Origin of the sequence: Corynebacterium renale, assembly GCF_002563965.1 — a bacterium.
GTDB classification, from domain to species: Bacteria; Actinomycetota; Actinomycetes; order Mycobacteriales; family Mycobacteriaceae; genus Corynebacterium; species Corynebacterium renale.
Map to the genome: position 1 here is coordinate 582,646 of NZ_PDJF01000001.1, position 13,880 is coordinate 596,525.

At 61.0% G+C, this 13,880-nt stretch carries 14 protein-coding genes, 3 tRNA genes and 1 other RNA gene; 4 read left to right on the forward strand and 14 right to left on the reverse strand.

Annotation, left to right across the window (positions count from 1 at the left end):
• Window positions 1-139: 139 nt before the first annotated feature.
• The 3 genes from ATK06_RS02795 to ATK06_RS02800 all read right to left on the reverse strand — a co-directional run bounded on the left by ATK06_RS02795 (window position 140) and on the right by ATK06_RS02800 (window position 1,560).
• Window positions 140-730 carry a sugar O-acetyltransferase gene (locus ATK06_RS02795; protein ID WP_098388807.1) on the reverse strand — a complete coding sequence of 197 codons (591 nt, stop codon included), beginning with the start codon at window positions 728-730 and terminating at the stop codon, window positions 140-142.
• 68 nt (window positions 731-798) lie between these two features.
• Complete coding sequence (locus ATK06_RS11180; RefSeq protein ID WP_161795994.1) at window positions 799-966, reverse strand: hypothetical protein; 168 nt, start codon at window positions 964-966, stop codon at window positions 799-801.
• A gap of 505 nt (window positions 967-1,471) precedes the next feature.
• Window positions 1,472-1,560: transfer RNA gene (locus ATK06_RS02800), tRNA-Ser, on the reverse strand.
• A gap of 105 nt (window positions 1,561-1,665) precedes the next feature.
• On the opposite strand from ATK06_RS02800, the gene ffs reads away from it, so the two are divergent.
• Window positions 1,666-1,760, forward strand: an RNA gene (gene ffs / locus ATK06_RS02805) — signal recognition particle sRNA small type.
• A 49-nt stretch (window positions 1,761-1,809) separates the two neighbouring features.
• Here the strand turns inward: ffs and ATK06_RS02810 are convergent.
• Together ATK06_RS02810 and gluQRS are read right to left on the reverse strand one after the other, a co-directional pair.
• Window positions 1,810-2,973, reverse strand: coding sequence for an ATP-binding protein (locus tag ATK06_RS02810; protein WP_231913573.1), 1,164 nt, complete (start codon window positions 2,971-2,973; stop codon window positions 1,810-1,812).
• Window positions 2,974-3,024: 51 nt separating this feature from the next.
• Window positions 3,025-3,924 (reverse strand): tRNA glutamyl-Q(34) synthetase GluQRS, encoded by a 900-nt coding sequence (gluQRS, locus tag ATK06_RS02815; protein WP_098388808.1) that lies wholly within the window; start codon window positions 3,922-3,924, stop codon window positions 3,025-3,027.
• On the opposite strand from gluQRS, the gene ATK06_RS02820 reads away from it, so the two are divergent.
• On the forward strand, window positions 3,923-4,669 hold the full coding sequence (locus ATK06_RS02820; protein WP_048379777.1) for a queuosine precursor transporter: 747 nt from the start codon (window positions 3,923-3,925) through the stop codon (window positions 4,667-4,669). The genes gluQRS and ATK06_RS02820 overlap by 2 nt on opposite strands.
• A 59-nt stretch (window positions 4,670-4,728) precedes the next feature.
• Window positions 4,729-5,118 (forward strand): helix-turn-helix domain-containing protein, encoded by a 390-nt coding sequence (locus ATK06_RS02825; RefSeq protein ID WP_048379778.1) that lies wholly within the window; start codon window positions 4,729-4,731, stop codon window positions 5,116-5,118.
• A gap of 8 nt (window positions 5,119-5,126) precedes the next feature.
• Here ATK06_RS02825 and tgt read toward each other — a convergent pair whose 3' ends face one another.
• The 8 genes from tgt to ATK06_RS02860 all read right to left on the reverse strand — a co-directional run bounded on the left by tgt (window position 5,127) and on the right by ATK06_RS02860 (window position 12,008).
• Window positions 5,127-6,464: a tRNA guanosine(34) transglycosylase Tgt gene (gene tgt / locus ATK06_RS02830; RefSeq protein ID WP_098388809.1), complete on the reverse strand. Its 1,338-nt coding sequence runs from the start codon at window positions 6,462-6,464 to the stop codon at window positions 5,127-5,129.
• Window positions 6,465-6,989: 525 nt separating this feature from the next.
• A complete protein-coding gene (locus tag ATK06_RS02835) occupies window positions 6,990-9,368 on the reverse strand; it encodes an MMPL family transporter (protein WP_098388810.1) in 2,379 nt (792 codons plus the stop codon).
• A gap of 175 nt (window positions 9,369-9,543) precedes the next feature.
• Window positions 9,544-9,634, reverse strand: a tRNA-Ser gene (locus ATK06_RS02840).
• 795 nt (window positions 9,635-10,429) lie between these two features.
• The gene (locus ATK06_RS02845) at window positions 10,430-10,669 is read right to left on the reverse strand and encodes a CsbD family protein (RefSeq protein ID WP_048379784.1); all 240 of its coding nucleotides are present in this window, start codon (window positions 10,667-10,669) and stop codon (window positions 10,430-10,432) included.
• 10 nt (window positions 10,670-10,679) lie between these two features.
• Window positions 10,680-10,853 carry a CsbD family protein gene (locus tag ATK06_RS02850; RefSeq protein WP_048379786.1) on the reverse strand — a complete coding sequence of 58 codons (174 nt, stop codon included), beginning with the start codon at window positions 10,851-10,853 and terminating at the stop codon, window positions 10,680-10,682.
• 27 nt (window positions 10,854-10,880) lie between these two features.
• Window positions 10,881-11,006 (reverse strand): hypothetical protein, encoded by a 126-nt coding sequence (locus ATK06_RS11485; protein WP_258863173.1) that lies wholly within the window; start codon window positions 11,004-11,006, stop codon window positions 10,881-10,883.
• An 86-nt stretch (window positions 11,007-11,092) separates the two neighbouring features.
• Entirely contained in the window at window positions 11,093-11,560 is a 468-nt protein-coding gene (locus tag ATK06_RS02855) for a nucleoside deaminase (protein WP_231913572.1), read from the reverse strand.
• A complete protein-coding gene (locus ATK06_RS02860; RefSeq protein ID WP_048379812.1) occupies window positions 11,535-12,008 on the reverse strand; it encodes a tRNA adenosine deaminase-associated protein in 474 nt (157 codons plus the stop codon). Before ATK06_RS02860 ends, ATK06_RS02855 begins: the two co-directional genes overlap by 26 nt.
• Window positions 12,009-12,045: 37 nt before the next feature.
• Between ATK06_RS02860 and ATK06_RS02865 the strand changes: the two genes are divergently transcribed.
• A complete protein-coding gene (locus ATK06_RS02865) occupies window positions 12,046-12,999 on the forward strand; it encodes a prephenate dehydrogenase (RefSeq protein ID WP_048379788.1) in 954 nt (317 codons plus the stop codon).
• Window positions 13,000-13,766: 767 nt separating this feature from the next.
• Here ATK06_RS02865 and ATK06_RS02870 read toward each other — a convergent pair.
• Window positions 13,767-13,839: transfer RNA gene (locus ATK06_RS02870), tRNA-Arg, on the reverse strand.
• Window positions 13,840-13,880 lie beyond the last annotated feature (41 nt).

Sequence of the window (13,880 nt, forward strand, 5' to 3'; positions counted from 1 at the left end):
TCGCTGTAAAATAAGGCTCACCTGACCTATGCGATTAAGCAACCAAAACGGTGTTTTCTGGGAGGCCCTCGACCTAAAAGAAGATATTTTTGTCCCCAATCATTTTTTGGCTGATTGGGGGTACTATCCTGAGACTTTGCTACACCTCCCGCACTACCCGTGCAGGTACCCCCGCTACGAGCACACCCGGCGGCACGTCTTTTGTGACTACGGCGCCGGCGGCGGCTACGGCGGCGTCGCCAAGCGTGACACCGGGCAAGACAGTGACTCCCGCAGCTAACCAGACATCCTTGCCCAGAGTGATCGGTTCGGCGCGCTCCCACCCCGCGGCGCGCTGCTCGCGGTCAAGCGGGTGCGTGACTGTGATGAGCTGGCAGTTCGGGCCGATCATCGTGCCGTCGCCGATAGTCACGTGCGCGGTATTCAAAATAGTGGCGCCCGTGTTGATAAAGACGCGCTCCCCCAGATGGAGGTGCTTACCCACCTCCACGAAGAATGGCCCGCCCACGGTGGCGTGTGTGTCCGAGCACGTGATCTGGCGCAACAGTTCCTGGGCCCGCTCCTGCTGCGTGGGCGGGAGGGCATTGAATTCGTGTACCAGGTCCAGGGTGCGGGCGCGCTCATCCTGGAACGCGGAACACCCCGGCTGGAACCAGTTCCCACTGGCCACATAATCCAGAGTGTTCGGGTGGTTCGGATCCGGGGTGTCGGGTTTTCGCTGCGTGCTCATGCCGCGCCAGTCTAGCGGCCGGCGCGGAGTGGCCGGCCCCGCCCGCCCCGCCCGCTCCGCGGCGTGCGCTACTTCGCGGGCGCTTCGGCGTCGATGATGCGCTGGACTTCGTCGGCGGAGAGGTCGTAGTCGTAGAACTTCTTGTAAAAGTCCTGGGTCTCCTTGACCAGGTCAATGTCCTGGAAGCGGTCCGGGTTGGTGGCCACAACCCAGTGGTTGCGCCAGAATTCGAGCACACCACCAAACTCACGCTCAGAACACCGGTGGTTAAAAGAGCAAGTAGGGGACAATAAGCACCCATCCGAGGCTTATTTCCCGCGGATTCGACCCGGCTTGGGTGCGTTATGTGCGATACCTTGCGCCTGCGCACACACTTCGCACCCATTTGTACCCCTCTTCGCGCGGAATCGCCCCATCTTGGGTGCACTATGTGCGTTACCTTGCGCTCACACGAAACGCACCCATTCGCGTGTGGCGTTCCGGTCCCGTGGCTTATTTTGGGTGCGAAGCGTGCGAGCCCTGGTATTTTCACGCGTATCGCACCCAGCCGTGGTGCTTTTCGCGCGAATTTGACCCGGTTTGGGTGCAATGTGCGCGACCGCTCCGGCATCAAACACTTCGCACCCACGGGCAGCCTATGTATACCTACGCATCCTGTTCATGGGTGCACTGTGCGCGACGCTGCCACACCCCTACCCCTCAATGCGAAAGCCTCCCACACCATACGATGTGGGAGGCAATTGGCGGAGGATGTGGGATTTGAACCCACGAGGGGCGTGAACCCCGCACGCGTTCCAGGCGTGTGACATAGGCCGCTAGTCGAATCCTCCAGCGACAACAAGCTCAAGCCATACGGCTATCGCTTTCGTCTTTGAAGTACTGTACACACTGATACCCGTTTAGGACAAATCGCCACCTATGGGCTAGTATGGGAGGCCGGATCCCGCGCGGCGGTTATCTTGTGAACTCCCCCAGGGCAGGAATGCAGCAAGGGTCAACGAGCTCTACCGGGTGCGCGGGGTCCCCTTATTTTTGCGGGATCCGGGACCACAGCGGGGCGCGGGGTGCACGCTAATCCATCAGGTACGTACGCAGCGATTGGATTGTGTGGCCAGCAAGGTCATAATCTCCTTCTCCCGCGTACACCACCATCGTGCGGATGTCTGGCAGACCAATCTTTCGGCAACCTCTGCCAGATGCTTTCCAAACTTAGACCGGTACGTTGCTGAAGATTTGATTTCAATAAGGCGCGGTTCTTTGGTGAGGTCGAGAAGGTCCACTTCAATCTTAGAATCGTCGCGGTAGAAGTACAGGCGAGGTTCCTCGATGTTATTGAGGTATTTTTTGCGCGTTTCAGCGATTACCATATTTTCTATAAGTGCCCCTTTATGCTGGCTAAAGTCATAATTTTCTGAGTTGACACCCAGCAAATAGGCCAACAGGCCTGTGTCGTAAAAATACAGCTTCGGAGTTTTGGTCACCCTCTTGCGAGTGTTGGTATGGAAAGGTGCCAGCATGAAAACGATGTAGCTTGATTCCAGTATCGAAAGCCATGACTTGATGGTTCGCGCATCTACGCCAAGCTCGCGTGCGAGGCTCGAGTAGTTCACCAAATTTCCGGCCTGTTCGGCACACAAGCGGATAAACTTTTCGAAGGTGACAACATTCTGCGGATTGACATATTCACCCACGTCGCGCTGCAGGTACGTGCGGAGATAGTTCGCACAATAAATATCTACAGGGATGCCAGAATCGTAAATCCTCGGGTACCCACCCTGGACTAAGAAATCCCGGACACTGATGTCATGCCTAGAGCTCGAAAGTTCACCGAAGGTCAGCGGAAGTAATTCCAGCCTTCCTACCCGCCCGGCCAAAGATTGAGTAACCTCTCTCTGCAAAAGAAAATTCTGCGAACCAGACAAAATATATTGCCCCGTTTTGCCGGATTCATCAGAATAGACCTGGACTGCTGAAAACACGTCCGGAACCCTCTGTGCCTCGTCGATAATCGCAGATGAACCGAGCGATTTCACAAATCCCATGGGATCATCCTGCGCCAACTCTCTTAAAGACACGTCCTCCAAGTTGACATAACGGTAGCCATCAAACACATGACGTACCAGCGTAGATTTACCGCTTTGCCGCGGACCCGTCACCGAAACAACAGGAAACCACTGCGCTAATTTCGCCGCAGAGTCTGCTGCAGTGCGCTGAATAAACCGGTCCATGCCACGCGCCTCCATTTTTGCCAGAATCCTACAATGAGAGTTACCAGAATCCTACAATGGGAAACCTTAAGGCCAGGTCACGGGCTCGCGGGGCAATAATCCCGGATGCCACGCAGATTGGAGCTCCGCAAGCGTCGTAGCACCCGGAACCCCGACTGAAGAGGCGATCCACGCCACAACCTCCGGCACGGCCGCAGGTCCCAGGTCACGCAGCGTAACCGCACCGTCACGTTTAGCCAGGCGCGCACCCGAGGGTCCCAGCACAAGCGGCACGTGCACGTAGTCCACTGCCGGCAGGCCGAGCAGGTGCGCAAGGTAGGTTTGGCGGGCGGCAGACGATAGCAGGTCGTCGCCGCGAACTACCTGGTCAACGCCCTGGTAGGCGTCGTCGACGACCACCGCCAGGTTGTACGCCCAATCCGGTTCCACCCCCTCGGGGAGGCGGCCGCCGCGGCGCAGGATCATATCGTCGACTTCACCCTCCACGCGCCTGTGCAGCAGGTCGTGCACCTCCCACGAATCAACCCCGGCGCGCAGGCGCAGCGCAGGCACGCGCCCCTGTTCCGCTAGCTCACTGCGGCGGCGCGCCCGCTCCCCTTCCGTGAGGTCGCGGCACGTTCCGGGGTAGTGGCCGGGGATGGCGTGCGGGGCTCGCGACGCTTCCTGGATGTCCTTGCGCGAGCAGTAGCATTCGTAGACCGGCAGCGCCTCCAACGCGGAGTGGTACGCGTCGGTGCGTTGCGATTGCCACACCACCGGTTCCGCCCACGTCAGGCCCAGTGCGCGAAGATCTGATAGTTGGCGCTCCGCTACGGCGGCGGAGGAACGCGCGGTATCGATGTCTTCGACGCGTATGTGGAAGGTCCCGTCGTCGTGAAGCGCGAAGAGCCACGCGAGGACTGCAGTGCGCAGGTTTCCCACGTGGAGGTCGCCGCTGGGGCTGGGGGCGTAGCGTCCTATTGTCATGGTCGTCCCGTCTATTAGTATTGCCTGCATGCAAAAAGTTGAAACCCTCAGCGGGTCTGGGGAGGGCGCTGCTGCCGAGGCCGCAGCGTCCGGAAAAGCCCAGTTCATCCCTGTTCAGAAATCCTACTACCCCGTCGTGATGACGCTGTTCGCGGCCGTCTTCGTCATCTCAAACATCAACGCCACCAAAGGCGTCGAGATTGGCCCACTGGTCACCGACGGTGCATTTTTTCTCTTCCCCCTGGCCTATGTGCTTGGCGACGTCCTCTCGGAATGCTACGGCTTCCGCGCCGCAAAACGTGCCGTGATCACCGGTTTCGTCGCCGCAATTATTGCCGTGGTGTCCTTCTACATCGCCATCGCACTGCCAGCGGCATCCTTCTGGGACGGCCAAGAAGCATTCGAAGGCGTCCTCGGCCTAGTACCGCAGATTGTGCTGGCTTCGCTGGCCGGATACCTGGTCGGCCAGCTACTCAACGCGTGGGTGCTCGTTGCGATTAAGAAGCGCACCGGCGAAAAGTCCCTGTGGGCGCGCCTGATTGGTTCGACGGTGGTCGGCGAATTTGCCGACACCTTATTGTTCTGCGCCATCGCCGCACCGGTTATCGGAATCGCAACCGGAGGAGACTTTATCAATTACGTTGTGGTCGGATTCGTATGGAAGACCGCCATCGAAGTTGTCATCATGCCGCTGACCTACCTGGTCATCGGTTGGGTGAAAAAGCGCGAAGGATACGCAGCGTAACAGGGGTTGCAGTTATAACTGAAACCCTTAGGGTGGGGGCACCGAACCAGGAGGCCCCCATGTCCCCACACGCATTACCCAACGGAAACATCATCGTTCCACCCCACGTCGTCGCAGAAGCGCAGCGCGTGGTGCAACAAAGCCCGCACTCCCTCACGCTGCACGACGCCCACGGGGACACCATCGAAGTGGGCTCCGAAGTAGAGAAACTGCTCACCCACGTCCTGGAATCGCTAGCCACCGACGGGCACGCCACCGTCACGCAACTTCCAGAAACACTGACCTCCACCACGGCCGCCGACATCCTCGGAGTATCCCGCCCAACGCTCATGAAATGGGCAGGTGCCGGGCGCATCCCATCCACCAAAGTGGGCACCCACACCCGCTTTTCGCGCGCCGACGTACTGCGGTTGAAAGAGACGCGGGAGGCGGAATACTTTGCAGAATGACGCCGCGCTTAGCGCGCCTTTCCCGCGTAGTAGCGGCCCATGAACTCGTCGCGGAACGCCTCGTAATCGCCGGCCTCCATCGCCGCCCGGATCTTATCCACCAACCCGACCATGAAATACAAGTTGTGCATAGTGCACAAGGTGCCTGCCAGGAATTCGTTCGCCTTCAGCAGGTGACGGATGTAGGCGCGTGAATAGTTCTCGCTGACGTACCCGCCGAGCTCCTCATCAATACCCCGGAAATCACGCTTGAACCGGGCGTTCGTCAGGTTCATGCGGCCGTCGAGAGTGTACACACCCCCGCGGCGCCCCAAACGCGTCGGCGCCACACAATCGAACGTGTCCGCACCCGCCTCGATCGCGGTGAAAAGGTCGTCCGGTTCAGAGATACCCAGCAGGTGACGAGGCTTCTCGACGGGCAACTCATCACACACCCACCCCACAATCGTGCCCAAATTCTCCTTCTCCAGGGCACCACCAATGCCGAAACCACCAAACCCACGACGCCCTTCGGCCTCGGCAGCGTCGGAAAGCGCAACAAGGCCGCGGGTCGCCTGACGTCGCAGGTCCTCATACTGGGCGCCCTGCACCACACCCCACAACGACTGCAACGGCTTCCCCACACGCTCCTGCGTCAGACGATTGTGCTCATCGATGCAGCGCTGCGCCCACCGATGCGTCCGAGCCACCGACTGCTCCTGGTACTCACGCGTATCGACGAGCGTAGTCAGCTCATCAAACGCGAACATAATATCAGCGCCCAACCCGTGCTGAATCTGCATCGACACCTCCGGCGTAAACCGATGCTTCGAACCATCCAAGATCGAACGGAAATCCACGCCATCCTCATCGACGACGGCCATGCGTTCCTTCTTCTGCGCACGAATATCCGCATCCGTCAGGCCGGCGGTATCCATCGCGAGGACCTTCTTAAACCCGACGCCCAAACTCATCACCTGGAACCCACCCGAATCCGTATACGTGGGCCCATGCCAATTCTCGAACGCCGCCACCCCACCGGCCTCGTCCACAATGTCATGCCCCGGCTGCAAATACAGGTGATACGCATTCGACAGGATCGCCTGCGCGCCCGTCGCCCGGATCTGCTCCGGCGTCAACGTCTTGACCGTCGCCTTCGTGGCCACCGGGATGAACGCCGGCGTCTGGATCGCGCCATGCGGCGTATGAATCACGCCCGTGCGGCCATGCTTACCCGGCTCATTGAACACTTCGGTGCCAAGCTCGAAGGTTGTGTCCTGGGCGTGGGGGGTTGGGGTGGGGTTTGGGGTGCTGTTTGTGGCTGGGTTTGTGGTGTTGTTTGGGGCTGGGTTTTCGTGTGCGGTCATGGTGGTCGATTCTAGTGGGCGCGTTGTGTGCGTTACGCGGGGCGCGCTGGGCGGCGTTTCGTGGGCGTGTGCGGGGCGTGGGTTTCGCATGTTTCGCGTGTTTCGCGTGTTTCGCACGTTTTGCACCCACGCGGAGGAGTGAGTGCCCGGATTCAGGTGCGGGTGGGTGCATTGTGTGCGAGGCGGAAGGTTGAGCAGGGGTTTCGGGCTGTATGGCATGTTTTGCACCCACTTGAACGAGTTTTCTTACTTTCTGGGCCCGAAACGGGTGCGTTGTGTGCGAGCGCGTGGCGAGACGCACGTTTCGCACCCAGATCGCCCGGCTGGCCTACGTTTTGGGCACGTAGTGGGTGCGTTGTGTGCGAACGAGCAGCGTCACGCCGGTCTTCGCTCTTATCGCACCCAAACAGAATCCCGGGATCGTATTACTGCACCCAATGGGGTGCGTTAGATGCGCCCGGACACACAACGAAAAGACCCGCAGCGCTCACCAATGCAAGCGCCGCGAGCCTTTCTAAGAATCTCTTAAGCCGGCAGCTTCCCCTCCCGAAGCTGCCGTTCGAGGCCTTCGCCTTCGACGTCGACGTGCGGCAGGATCTTGTCCAGCCAGCGCGGCATCCACCAGGTGGCGCGTCCCATGAGGAACATGGCTGCGGGCATGAGGGCCATGCGGATGAAGAGGGCGTCGAAAAGCACGGCAGCACCCAGGCTAAATCCGAAAATCTGGATGAATGGCAGGGGCTGGTCGATGAACGCCACGAACACCGCGATCATGATTAGGGCCGCGGCGGTGACCACGCGCGCACCCTGGGAGAAGCCTTCGATAACGGACTCTTCGACCGCGTTGTACGGCGTGCGCCCGGACGCTTGCCCGCCGGAGTGTGAGTAGTATTCGCGCATGCGGGAGACCAGGAAGACTTGGTAGTCCATCGCCAGCCCGAAGGTCACGCCGATGAGGAAGATCGGCATGAAACTAATCAGAGGCGCCGGCGTGTTCACCAGGTCCCACAGCCCTTCCTGCCACACCAGGACGGTCAGGCCGAATGCCGCGCCGACAGAAAGCAAGAAGCCCACGCCTGCAACCACGGGTACCAGCACGGAGCGGAACACCATGAGCAGCAGCACGATGCACAGGCCCACCACAATGCCCAGGTAGGGTGGCATCGCCTTGGCGAGGGTCTCGGTAATGTCCATCTGCACGGCCGTCAGGCCAGTCAGGCCGACTTGGGCGCCGGTGGCGTCGGAGATTTCGGCGGCGCGGTCGCGAAGCGCATGCGAAACCTGCACGGTCTCCTGGTCGGCGGGCCCCGTGGTTGGGGTCACCAGGATCTGCGCGGCGGTCCCGTCCTTGTTAATGCCCGCGATCTGCGCATTCTTCAGGTCCGCCATGCCATCGACCTGGTCAACCGCGTACATGAAGGCAGCCAATTGTGCTGCGTCTTGCTTATCGACGTCCCCGCCGGCCGACATCTGAGCGTCGATAAGCGGCGCCAACGCCGTGGACTCCGGATCCACCCCGTGGGCGTCCACAACCATGAGAAGCGGGGCATTCACCCCCGCGCCGAACCCCTCTTCCATGAGGTCAGCGGACTGACGCTGCGTAGTGTCCACGTTCGAGGTCGAATCCGAAGGCAGCGCCATCTCCAAATGCGTCACCGGGTAACTGAGCGCACCCAACGCTACCACCACGGCCGCCACAATCAACCCCGGCGCCTTATGCACAAACTTCACCCACCGGCGGCCCATCGCCGTCTTCGGATCCGGGTTCCCCACGCGCGGCACGCTGACCGCGAAAATCTTCGTATTAAAAATACCCAAAAGTGCAGGCACCAGCGTCAACGCCACGAGCAGCGCAATGAACACCGTCACCGCGGCAAGCAACCCCATAGCGGTGAGGAACCCGATGCCCGCCACCGACAACGCCGCCAACGCCACAATCACGGTCACCGCGGCGAACACCACCGCCGAACCCGCCGTACCGACGGCCATACCCGCCGCCTCCGGGCGCTTCAAACGCGCCAACTCCGCCCGGTAACGGGCCACGATAAACAGCGCGTAATCGATGCCCACCGCGATGCCAATCATCATCGCGAGCGTCGGCGTGACGTCATTGAGCTCCACGAAATGCGTGGTCAACAAGATAATGAACAAGCCAATGCCCACGCCAATCAGCGCGGTAATCACCGGCAGGCCCGCGGCCACAAGGGACCCGAACGTGAAAATCAGGATAATAAACGCCACCGCGATACCCACGACCTCACTCGTGGCCTTAATCTGGATCGGATCACCAAAACCGGGGCCACCCGCCTCCACGCGGATACCGGCGTCGCGGCCGGCCTGCATCGCATCATTGACAGCCGCGCGATGCTCATCGGTCACGTCCATCGAGGTGGGGACGTCAAAGTCGAAGGTTGTGTATGCGATGGTTTGGTCGTCGGAAAGCATGGCCAGATTCGCGGCGTCTTCCTTCGCAGTCTCCTCCGGGAGCCCCTGCTCGACGTACGTGTCGTAGACGACCTGCTGCAACTTCGGCGACAACTCCACCGGATTACCAAAGCGCTGCGTATTGGTCAGGTCATCGCCCAAGTTGTGCTCGAGCGCGTGAATGACCTTATCGATCGCTTCCTTATTCTCCGGATCCGTGAGCTTCTCCCCCTCCGGCGCCTGGAACACCACGTTCACCGACGCCGCATTCACCGGATTACCCTGCTCCGGGAAATTCTTCGTCAGCATCTCCATCGTCTGAATCGACGGCGTATTAGAAATACTAAATTGCGAAGTAAACGGCTTCATAAACGTAAACGCTGCGGCAGCCATACCCGCGAAAATCACGAGCCACACCGTAAGCACCAGCCACCCCTTGTGGAAACACCAGCGGCCAAGCTTAAACAACATCTCTGCCAACGAAACCGTCTCCTCAAAACTTCTCTGATGGTGTGGCTAGGGCGCCCGGGCGCAGGCGGGCGCCGGCGGGCGCTTTCCCTAATTTGGCCAGTCTACCTGTGTGCTTCACGACGCGCCCAGTTGCGCAACGAGAAAACCCGCGGGCTCCCATTGTTTCAGGAAGCCCGCGGGTTCATGGCGGTGGCGGAGGGATTTGAACCCTCGGTTGGGGGTTACCCAACAATCGCTTTCGAGGCGATCACCTTCGGCCGCTCGGACACGCCACCGCGAACTAGGTTAACGTACCCGGCGCGCGGTGGCCAAATCGATTCGGTGCGGGTTGGGTTTGGGGTTTTGCGGGTTTCGCGCATTTCGCGCATTTCGCACCCATGTGGGGTCGCGTGGTGCGATTCCGGTCGCGAAGTGGGCGCGATTCGTGTGCTCTAGGGTGCGGTGAACATAAATTGGCCTGAAACACCTGGCGCTAGCCACCGGAAGGGACAACCTGCGCGCGCTTGCGCGCCCCGCTTGGCACTCCACGTGGGTTTTCGCACGGAACGCACCCATGTGAGCCCGCGTTGCGCGATCCCGAGCGCTAAATGGGTGCGATTCGTGTGAAACGGTGCGTGCTCGCACATTGTGCGCCCACTGTGGCTTCGTTCGGGGCAAAAGCAAGGCGCGATGGGCGCGTTTCGTGTGTTCCGTGTTGTGCATGTGCCCTGCGCGCCCGTGACCAGGGGTTTCGGGTAAGGGTCCTGGGCCGCGTCTAGGCACTCGCACGCAGTGCACCCAAGAACGCGCCTTTTCGCGCACAACGCCCGAGGTTTGGGTGCATTCTGTGTGAAATGCGAGCACTTCGCACACACCGCACCCACTTGTGCGCCCCGCGAGTCAGAAATCAAACGCATTGGGCGCGAAACGTGCGCACAACCCACAAGGAGCGCGCCCACGCGCGCGCACGTCCTCCCATCCGGCGCTTAACCAGCTGTTTTAGGAACGCCCATGCGCCAGCACCCCCGCGCACAAAAGCGCCCACCCTCGCGCATAAGCACGGGGTGGGCGGAAGTAACTAAAGCGTGAGCTTAAGCCTGTGGCTGCTCGGGCTTCTCGTTGTCGTCGTCAAGCTTGTCCTGGATCTTGCCCAGAACTTCGTTGGCCTTCTCCTTGACGGTCTCGCCGGCCTCGGTGAGTTTGTCCTTGACGTCGGAAACCAGCTGCTCAGCCTTGCCCTCGTTCTGGAGGTCCTTGTTGTCGGTTACTTCGCCGGTTGCTTCCTTAGCCTTGCCCTTGAGGTCGTCTACCTTGTTGGAAATGTCACTCATTGCGTGCTCCTTAGTTAAATACGTCTTTTACTTTGTCGGCTGCGTCGGATGCGGCGTCCTTAATCTTGGCGCCAGCTTCTTCGAGCTTGCCTTCGGCTTGGGTGGACTTGTCATCGGTGACGTCACCGTATGCGTCCTTTGCCTTGCCCTTAAGTTCTTCTGCCTTGTTGGAAATGTCGCCCATATGGTCCTCCTAAAATCTTAAAACGTATTAATCAAGCTTGTCTTTGGCGTCTTCGGCGGCGTCCTTAGCCTTGTCGCCCAACTCCGAAGCCTTGTCCTTTACGGTGTCGGCTGCGTCGGACAGCTTGTCTTTTGCGTCATCTGCGAAACCCATGGAATCACTCCTTGAAATTTATACGTTGCTTACTTGAGTCCACTGTACGCAAGTTTGCGCGACCTCGCCACGGGAGAGGCAAAAAACTACCTGTGGCGCGCGAAGAAAGAGCGCATCAATTCCGCGCATTCCTCTTCCCGGACGCCTGCTCTGACCTGCGGTGTGTGGAGGGAATGGCCGTCGCGAAGCACGTCCCACACGGAACCGACGGCACCCGTTTTGGGTTCGAAGGCGCCGTAGACGATTCCTCCGAGGCGGGCGGCAGCGATGGTGCCGGCGCACATGACACACGGTTCCAATGTGACTACCAGGATGCAGTTTTCTAGGCGCCAGCCGTCGTGAAGCACGGCGCACGCGTGGCGGATGGCCAGTACTTCGGCGTGCGCGGTGGGGTCGGAGTCGGTTTCGCGGCGGTTGGTCGCGGCGGCGATTTCGCGCCCGGAGGGGTCAAAGATGACGGCGCCGACGGGCACGTCCGCGGGTGGGGTCGCGCGCGCAACGTCGAGCGCACGGCCCATCCAGGTGTGGCTAGCGGATGGCGTCAAGGGAAGCATCGACGCCCAATTCCTCCAGGATCTGGTCAATTTGTTCGCTGGCCCACGCGTCCGCGTCGCCGGCAATCACGTCGAGGACCTGGTCGGAGAGGCCGAGGTCGGAGAGGATGTCGTCGTCGCCGTCCGGCCAGGGGTCCGCGTCGTCAATATTGTCAACCTCAGGGACTTCCGCGTCCATGGCGTCGAGTACAGCCTGCGCGTAGTCGTCGTACGTGGCGGCGAGGGCATCCGAAATGTAGAGCTTTGCCCCGCCGGGTTGCGGACGGATAATGACGAAGAAATCGTCCTCAATAGCAGCCAGCGCCAGGGCCGGGCCTTCGCTGCGCAGCCCGGCGACGTGCGCGGCCGCCGCCTGCACAAACTTCTCCGGTGCCGCGAGGTCGAAGCGGCTGGCTAGCCACCGGTTATCGGCCCGCACGAGGCACACGGCAAATGATGAAGCGCTCATACCGGTAACCGTAGCGTTTTTATGCGACACTTGTCAGGTGATTTCCGCAAAACTTTCCCGACCTGTAGCAATCCTGGGCCTGGGCCTCATCGGTGGCTCTCTCCTGCGCGATCTCCATGCCGCCGGCGCCCCCGCGTATGGCTGGAATCGCAGCCCACTGGACACCTCGTTCGATGTCACCGACTCCCTCGAAGACACGCTCCGCCGCGCCGCCCGCGACGATGCGCTCATCGTGCTGGCCACACCAATGCCGGCAATCTCTTCGCTTCTCGACGCCCTGACGGTGCACGCCCCTACCGCCGTGTTCACCGACGTTGTCTCCGTCAAAGGCGCGGTCTATGACCTTGTCCGCGAGCGCGGGCTTTCCGATAGTTACGTGGGCGGCCACCCCATGGCAGGCACCGCGGAGTCCGGGTGGGACGCGTCCCAGACCGGCCTCTTCGAAGACGCGGCGTGGGTGGTCACGTACGACCACGCCCTAGAAGCGTGCTCGCCGCGCTGGACCCAAGCATTTTCCGACGTCATCCACCTGGCAAACCTCGTAGGCGCGCACGCGATCCCCGCGCTGGCTGCCCGCCACGACTCCGCCGTCGCCCGCATCTCACACCTTCCGCACCTGCTCGCGGAGGCTTTGGCCCTGGTCGGCGACGCCGGCGGACCCCTCGCCCTATCCCTGGCGGCCGGCTCATTCCGCGACGGCACCCGGGTCGCCGGCACCGCCCCCGACCTGGTCCGCGCCATGTGCGAAAACAACTCCGACGCACTTCTAGGCGCATTAGACGAAGCGCTCGCGATCCTCCAAGACGCGCGCGCGACCTTGGCGGGCGGCTCAGTTTCCGAATTAGCCGTCGACGGCAACGCCGCCTACGAACGCTACCGCGCCCGCGGCGCAGGATCACGCCCCGTCTTCCGACTCCTCCCCGGCGAAGAAGGCTGGGTTTCACAACTCCAGCTCGCGGAGCAGCAGGGCGCGCGCATCCACGTGATGTAGGGGTTCGGGGTTCGGGGCGCACGTTGTGCGCCCAAACGCGCGGGGTTTCGGGGTTCGCGCTCCTCATTTGGGTGCGTTATGTGTTTTCCACGTGCACGCGCCCATAACGCGCCCATTTCCGACGCTTTTGAGTTAAAAATCGCGCGCGGTGGGTGCAATACGTGCGCTACGCGCGCCGCCCTGGAAGCGCCCGCCTCCTACCCGCGAGGTTCCCACCGGATGGGATAGCCTGCGCGCGCTTGCGCGCTCGGCTTGGAGCACCACGTACCGCTTTCGCGCATAACGCACCCAAACACGACAGGTTTTGCCCGAACGTAGCGTCCCTTGGGTGCGAAACGTGCGCCTTTACGGGCCTTCGCACAGAACGCGCCCATTCTTGATGCGAAACCACGCATCTGAGCGCGCTGTGGGCGCGAAATGTGCGCGGATCCCAGAACGAGCGCGCTACCGCGCGCCCGGACTTCCCTTCCGGTCGCGGACCAGGGGTTTTAGTGGCTAATCCTTGGCTCCCGCGCGGCTTCGCACACAATGCACCCAAGAAAGCGCGCAATCAACGCGTTCCGGCCGCTTCTGGGCGCGAAACGCGCGAAACCAAGCCCAAACGTGCACAACGCACCCACTTGAACACCCAAGCGTTCAAAAGCTCGCGCTTCTGGGTGCGAAACGCGCGAACGCACAAAACACCCCACCCCAAGCCCCACGCGCCGTCGCAAAGCGAACCCAAGCAATGCGAAGACCCGCTACCTGGGAGGTAGCGGGTTAATTTGTGCGCCCGGAGGGATTCGAACCCCCAACCTTCTGATCCGTAGTCAGATGCTCTATCCGTTGAGCTACGGGCGCCCGTTGCAGTATCTGCAACGCCTAGTTATATTACAGTCCCC

What these genes read in the sequence shown, in the direction of transcription:
- ATK06_RS02820 (WP_048379777.1), top strand. Translation starts at nt 3,923, where the DNA reads ATGGTCGTCCCGTCTATTAGTATTGCCTGCATGCAAAAAGTTGAAACC.
- tgt (WP_098388809.1), bottom strand. Translation starts at nt 6,464, where the DNA reads ATGACCGCACACGAAAACCCAGCCCCAAACAACACCACAAACCCAGCC.
- ATK06_RS02845 (WP_048379784.1), bottom strand. Translation starts at nt 10,669, where the DNA reads ATGAGTGACATTTCCAACAAGGTAGACGACCTCAAGGGCAAGGCTAAG.
- gluQRS (WP_098388808.1), bottom strand. Translation starts at nt 3,924, where the DNA reads ATGACAATAGGACGCTACGCCCCCAGCCCCAGCGGCGACCTCCACGTG.
- ATK06_RS02860 (WP_048379812.1), bottom strand. Translation starts at nt 12,008, where the DNA reads ATGAGCGCTTCATCATTTGCCGTGTGCCTCGTGCGGGCCGATAACCGG.
- ATK06_RS02855 (WP_231913572.1), bottom strand. Translation starts at nt 11,560, where the DNA reads ATGCTTCCCTTGACGCCATCCGCTAGCCACACCTGGATGGGCCGTGCG.
- ATK06_RS02825 (WP_048379778.1), top strand. Translation starts at nt 4,729, where the DNA reads ATGTCCCCACACGCATTACCCAACGGAAACATCATCGTTCCACCCCAC.
- ATK06_RS02850 (WP_048379786.1), bottom strand. Translation starts at nt 10,853, where the DNA reads ATGGGCGACATTTCCAACAAGGCAGAAGAACTTAAGGGCAAGGCAAAG.
- ATK06_RS02795 (WP_098388807.1), bottom strand. Translation starts at nt 730, where the DNA reads ATGAGCACGCAGCGAAAACCCGACACCCCGGATCCGAACCACCCGAAC.
- ATK06_RS11485 (WP_258863173.1), bottom strand. Translation starts at nt 11,006, where the DNA reads ATGGGTTTCGCAGATGACGCAAAAGACAAGCTGTCCGACGCAGCCGAC.
- ATK06_RS02810 (WP_231913573.1), bottom strand. Translation starts at nt 2,973, where the DNA reads ATGGAGGCGCGTGGCATGGACCGGTTTATTCAGCGCACTGCAGCAGAC.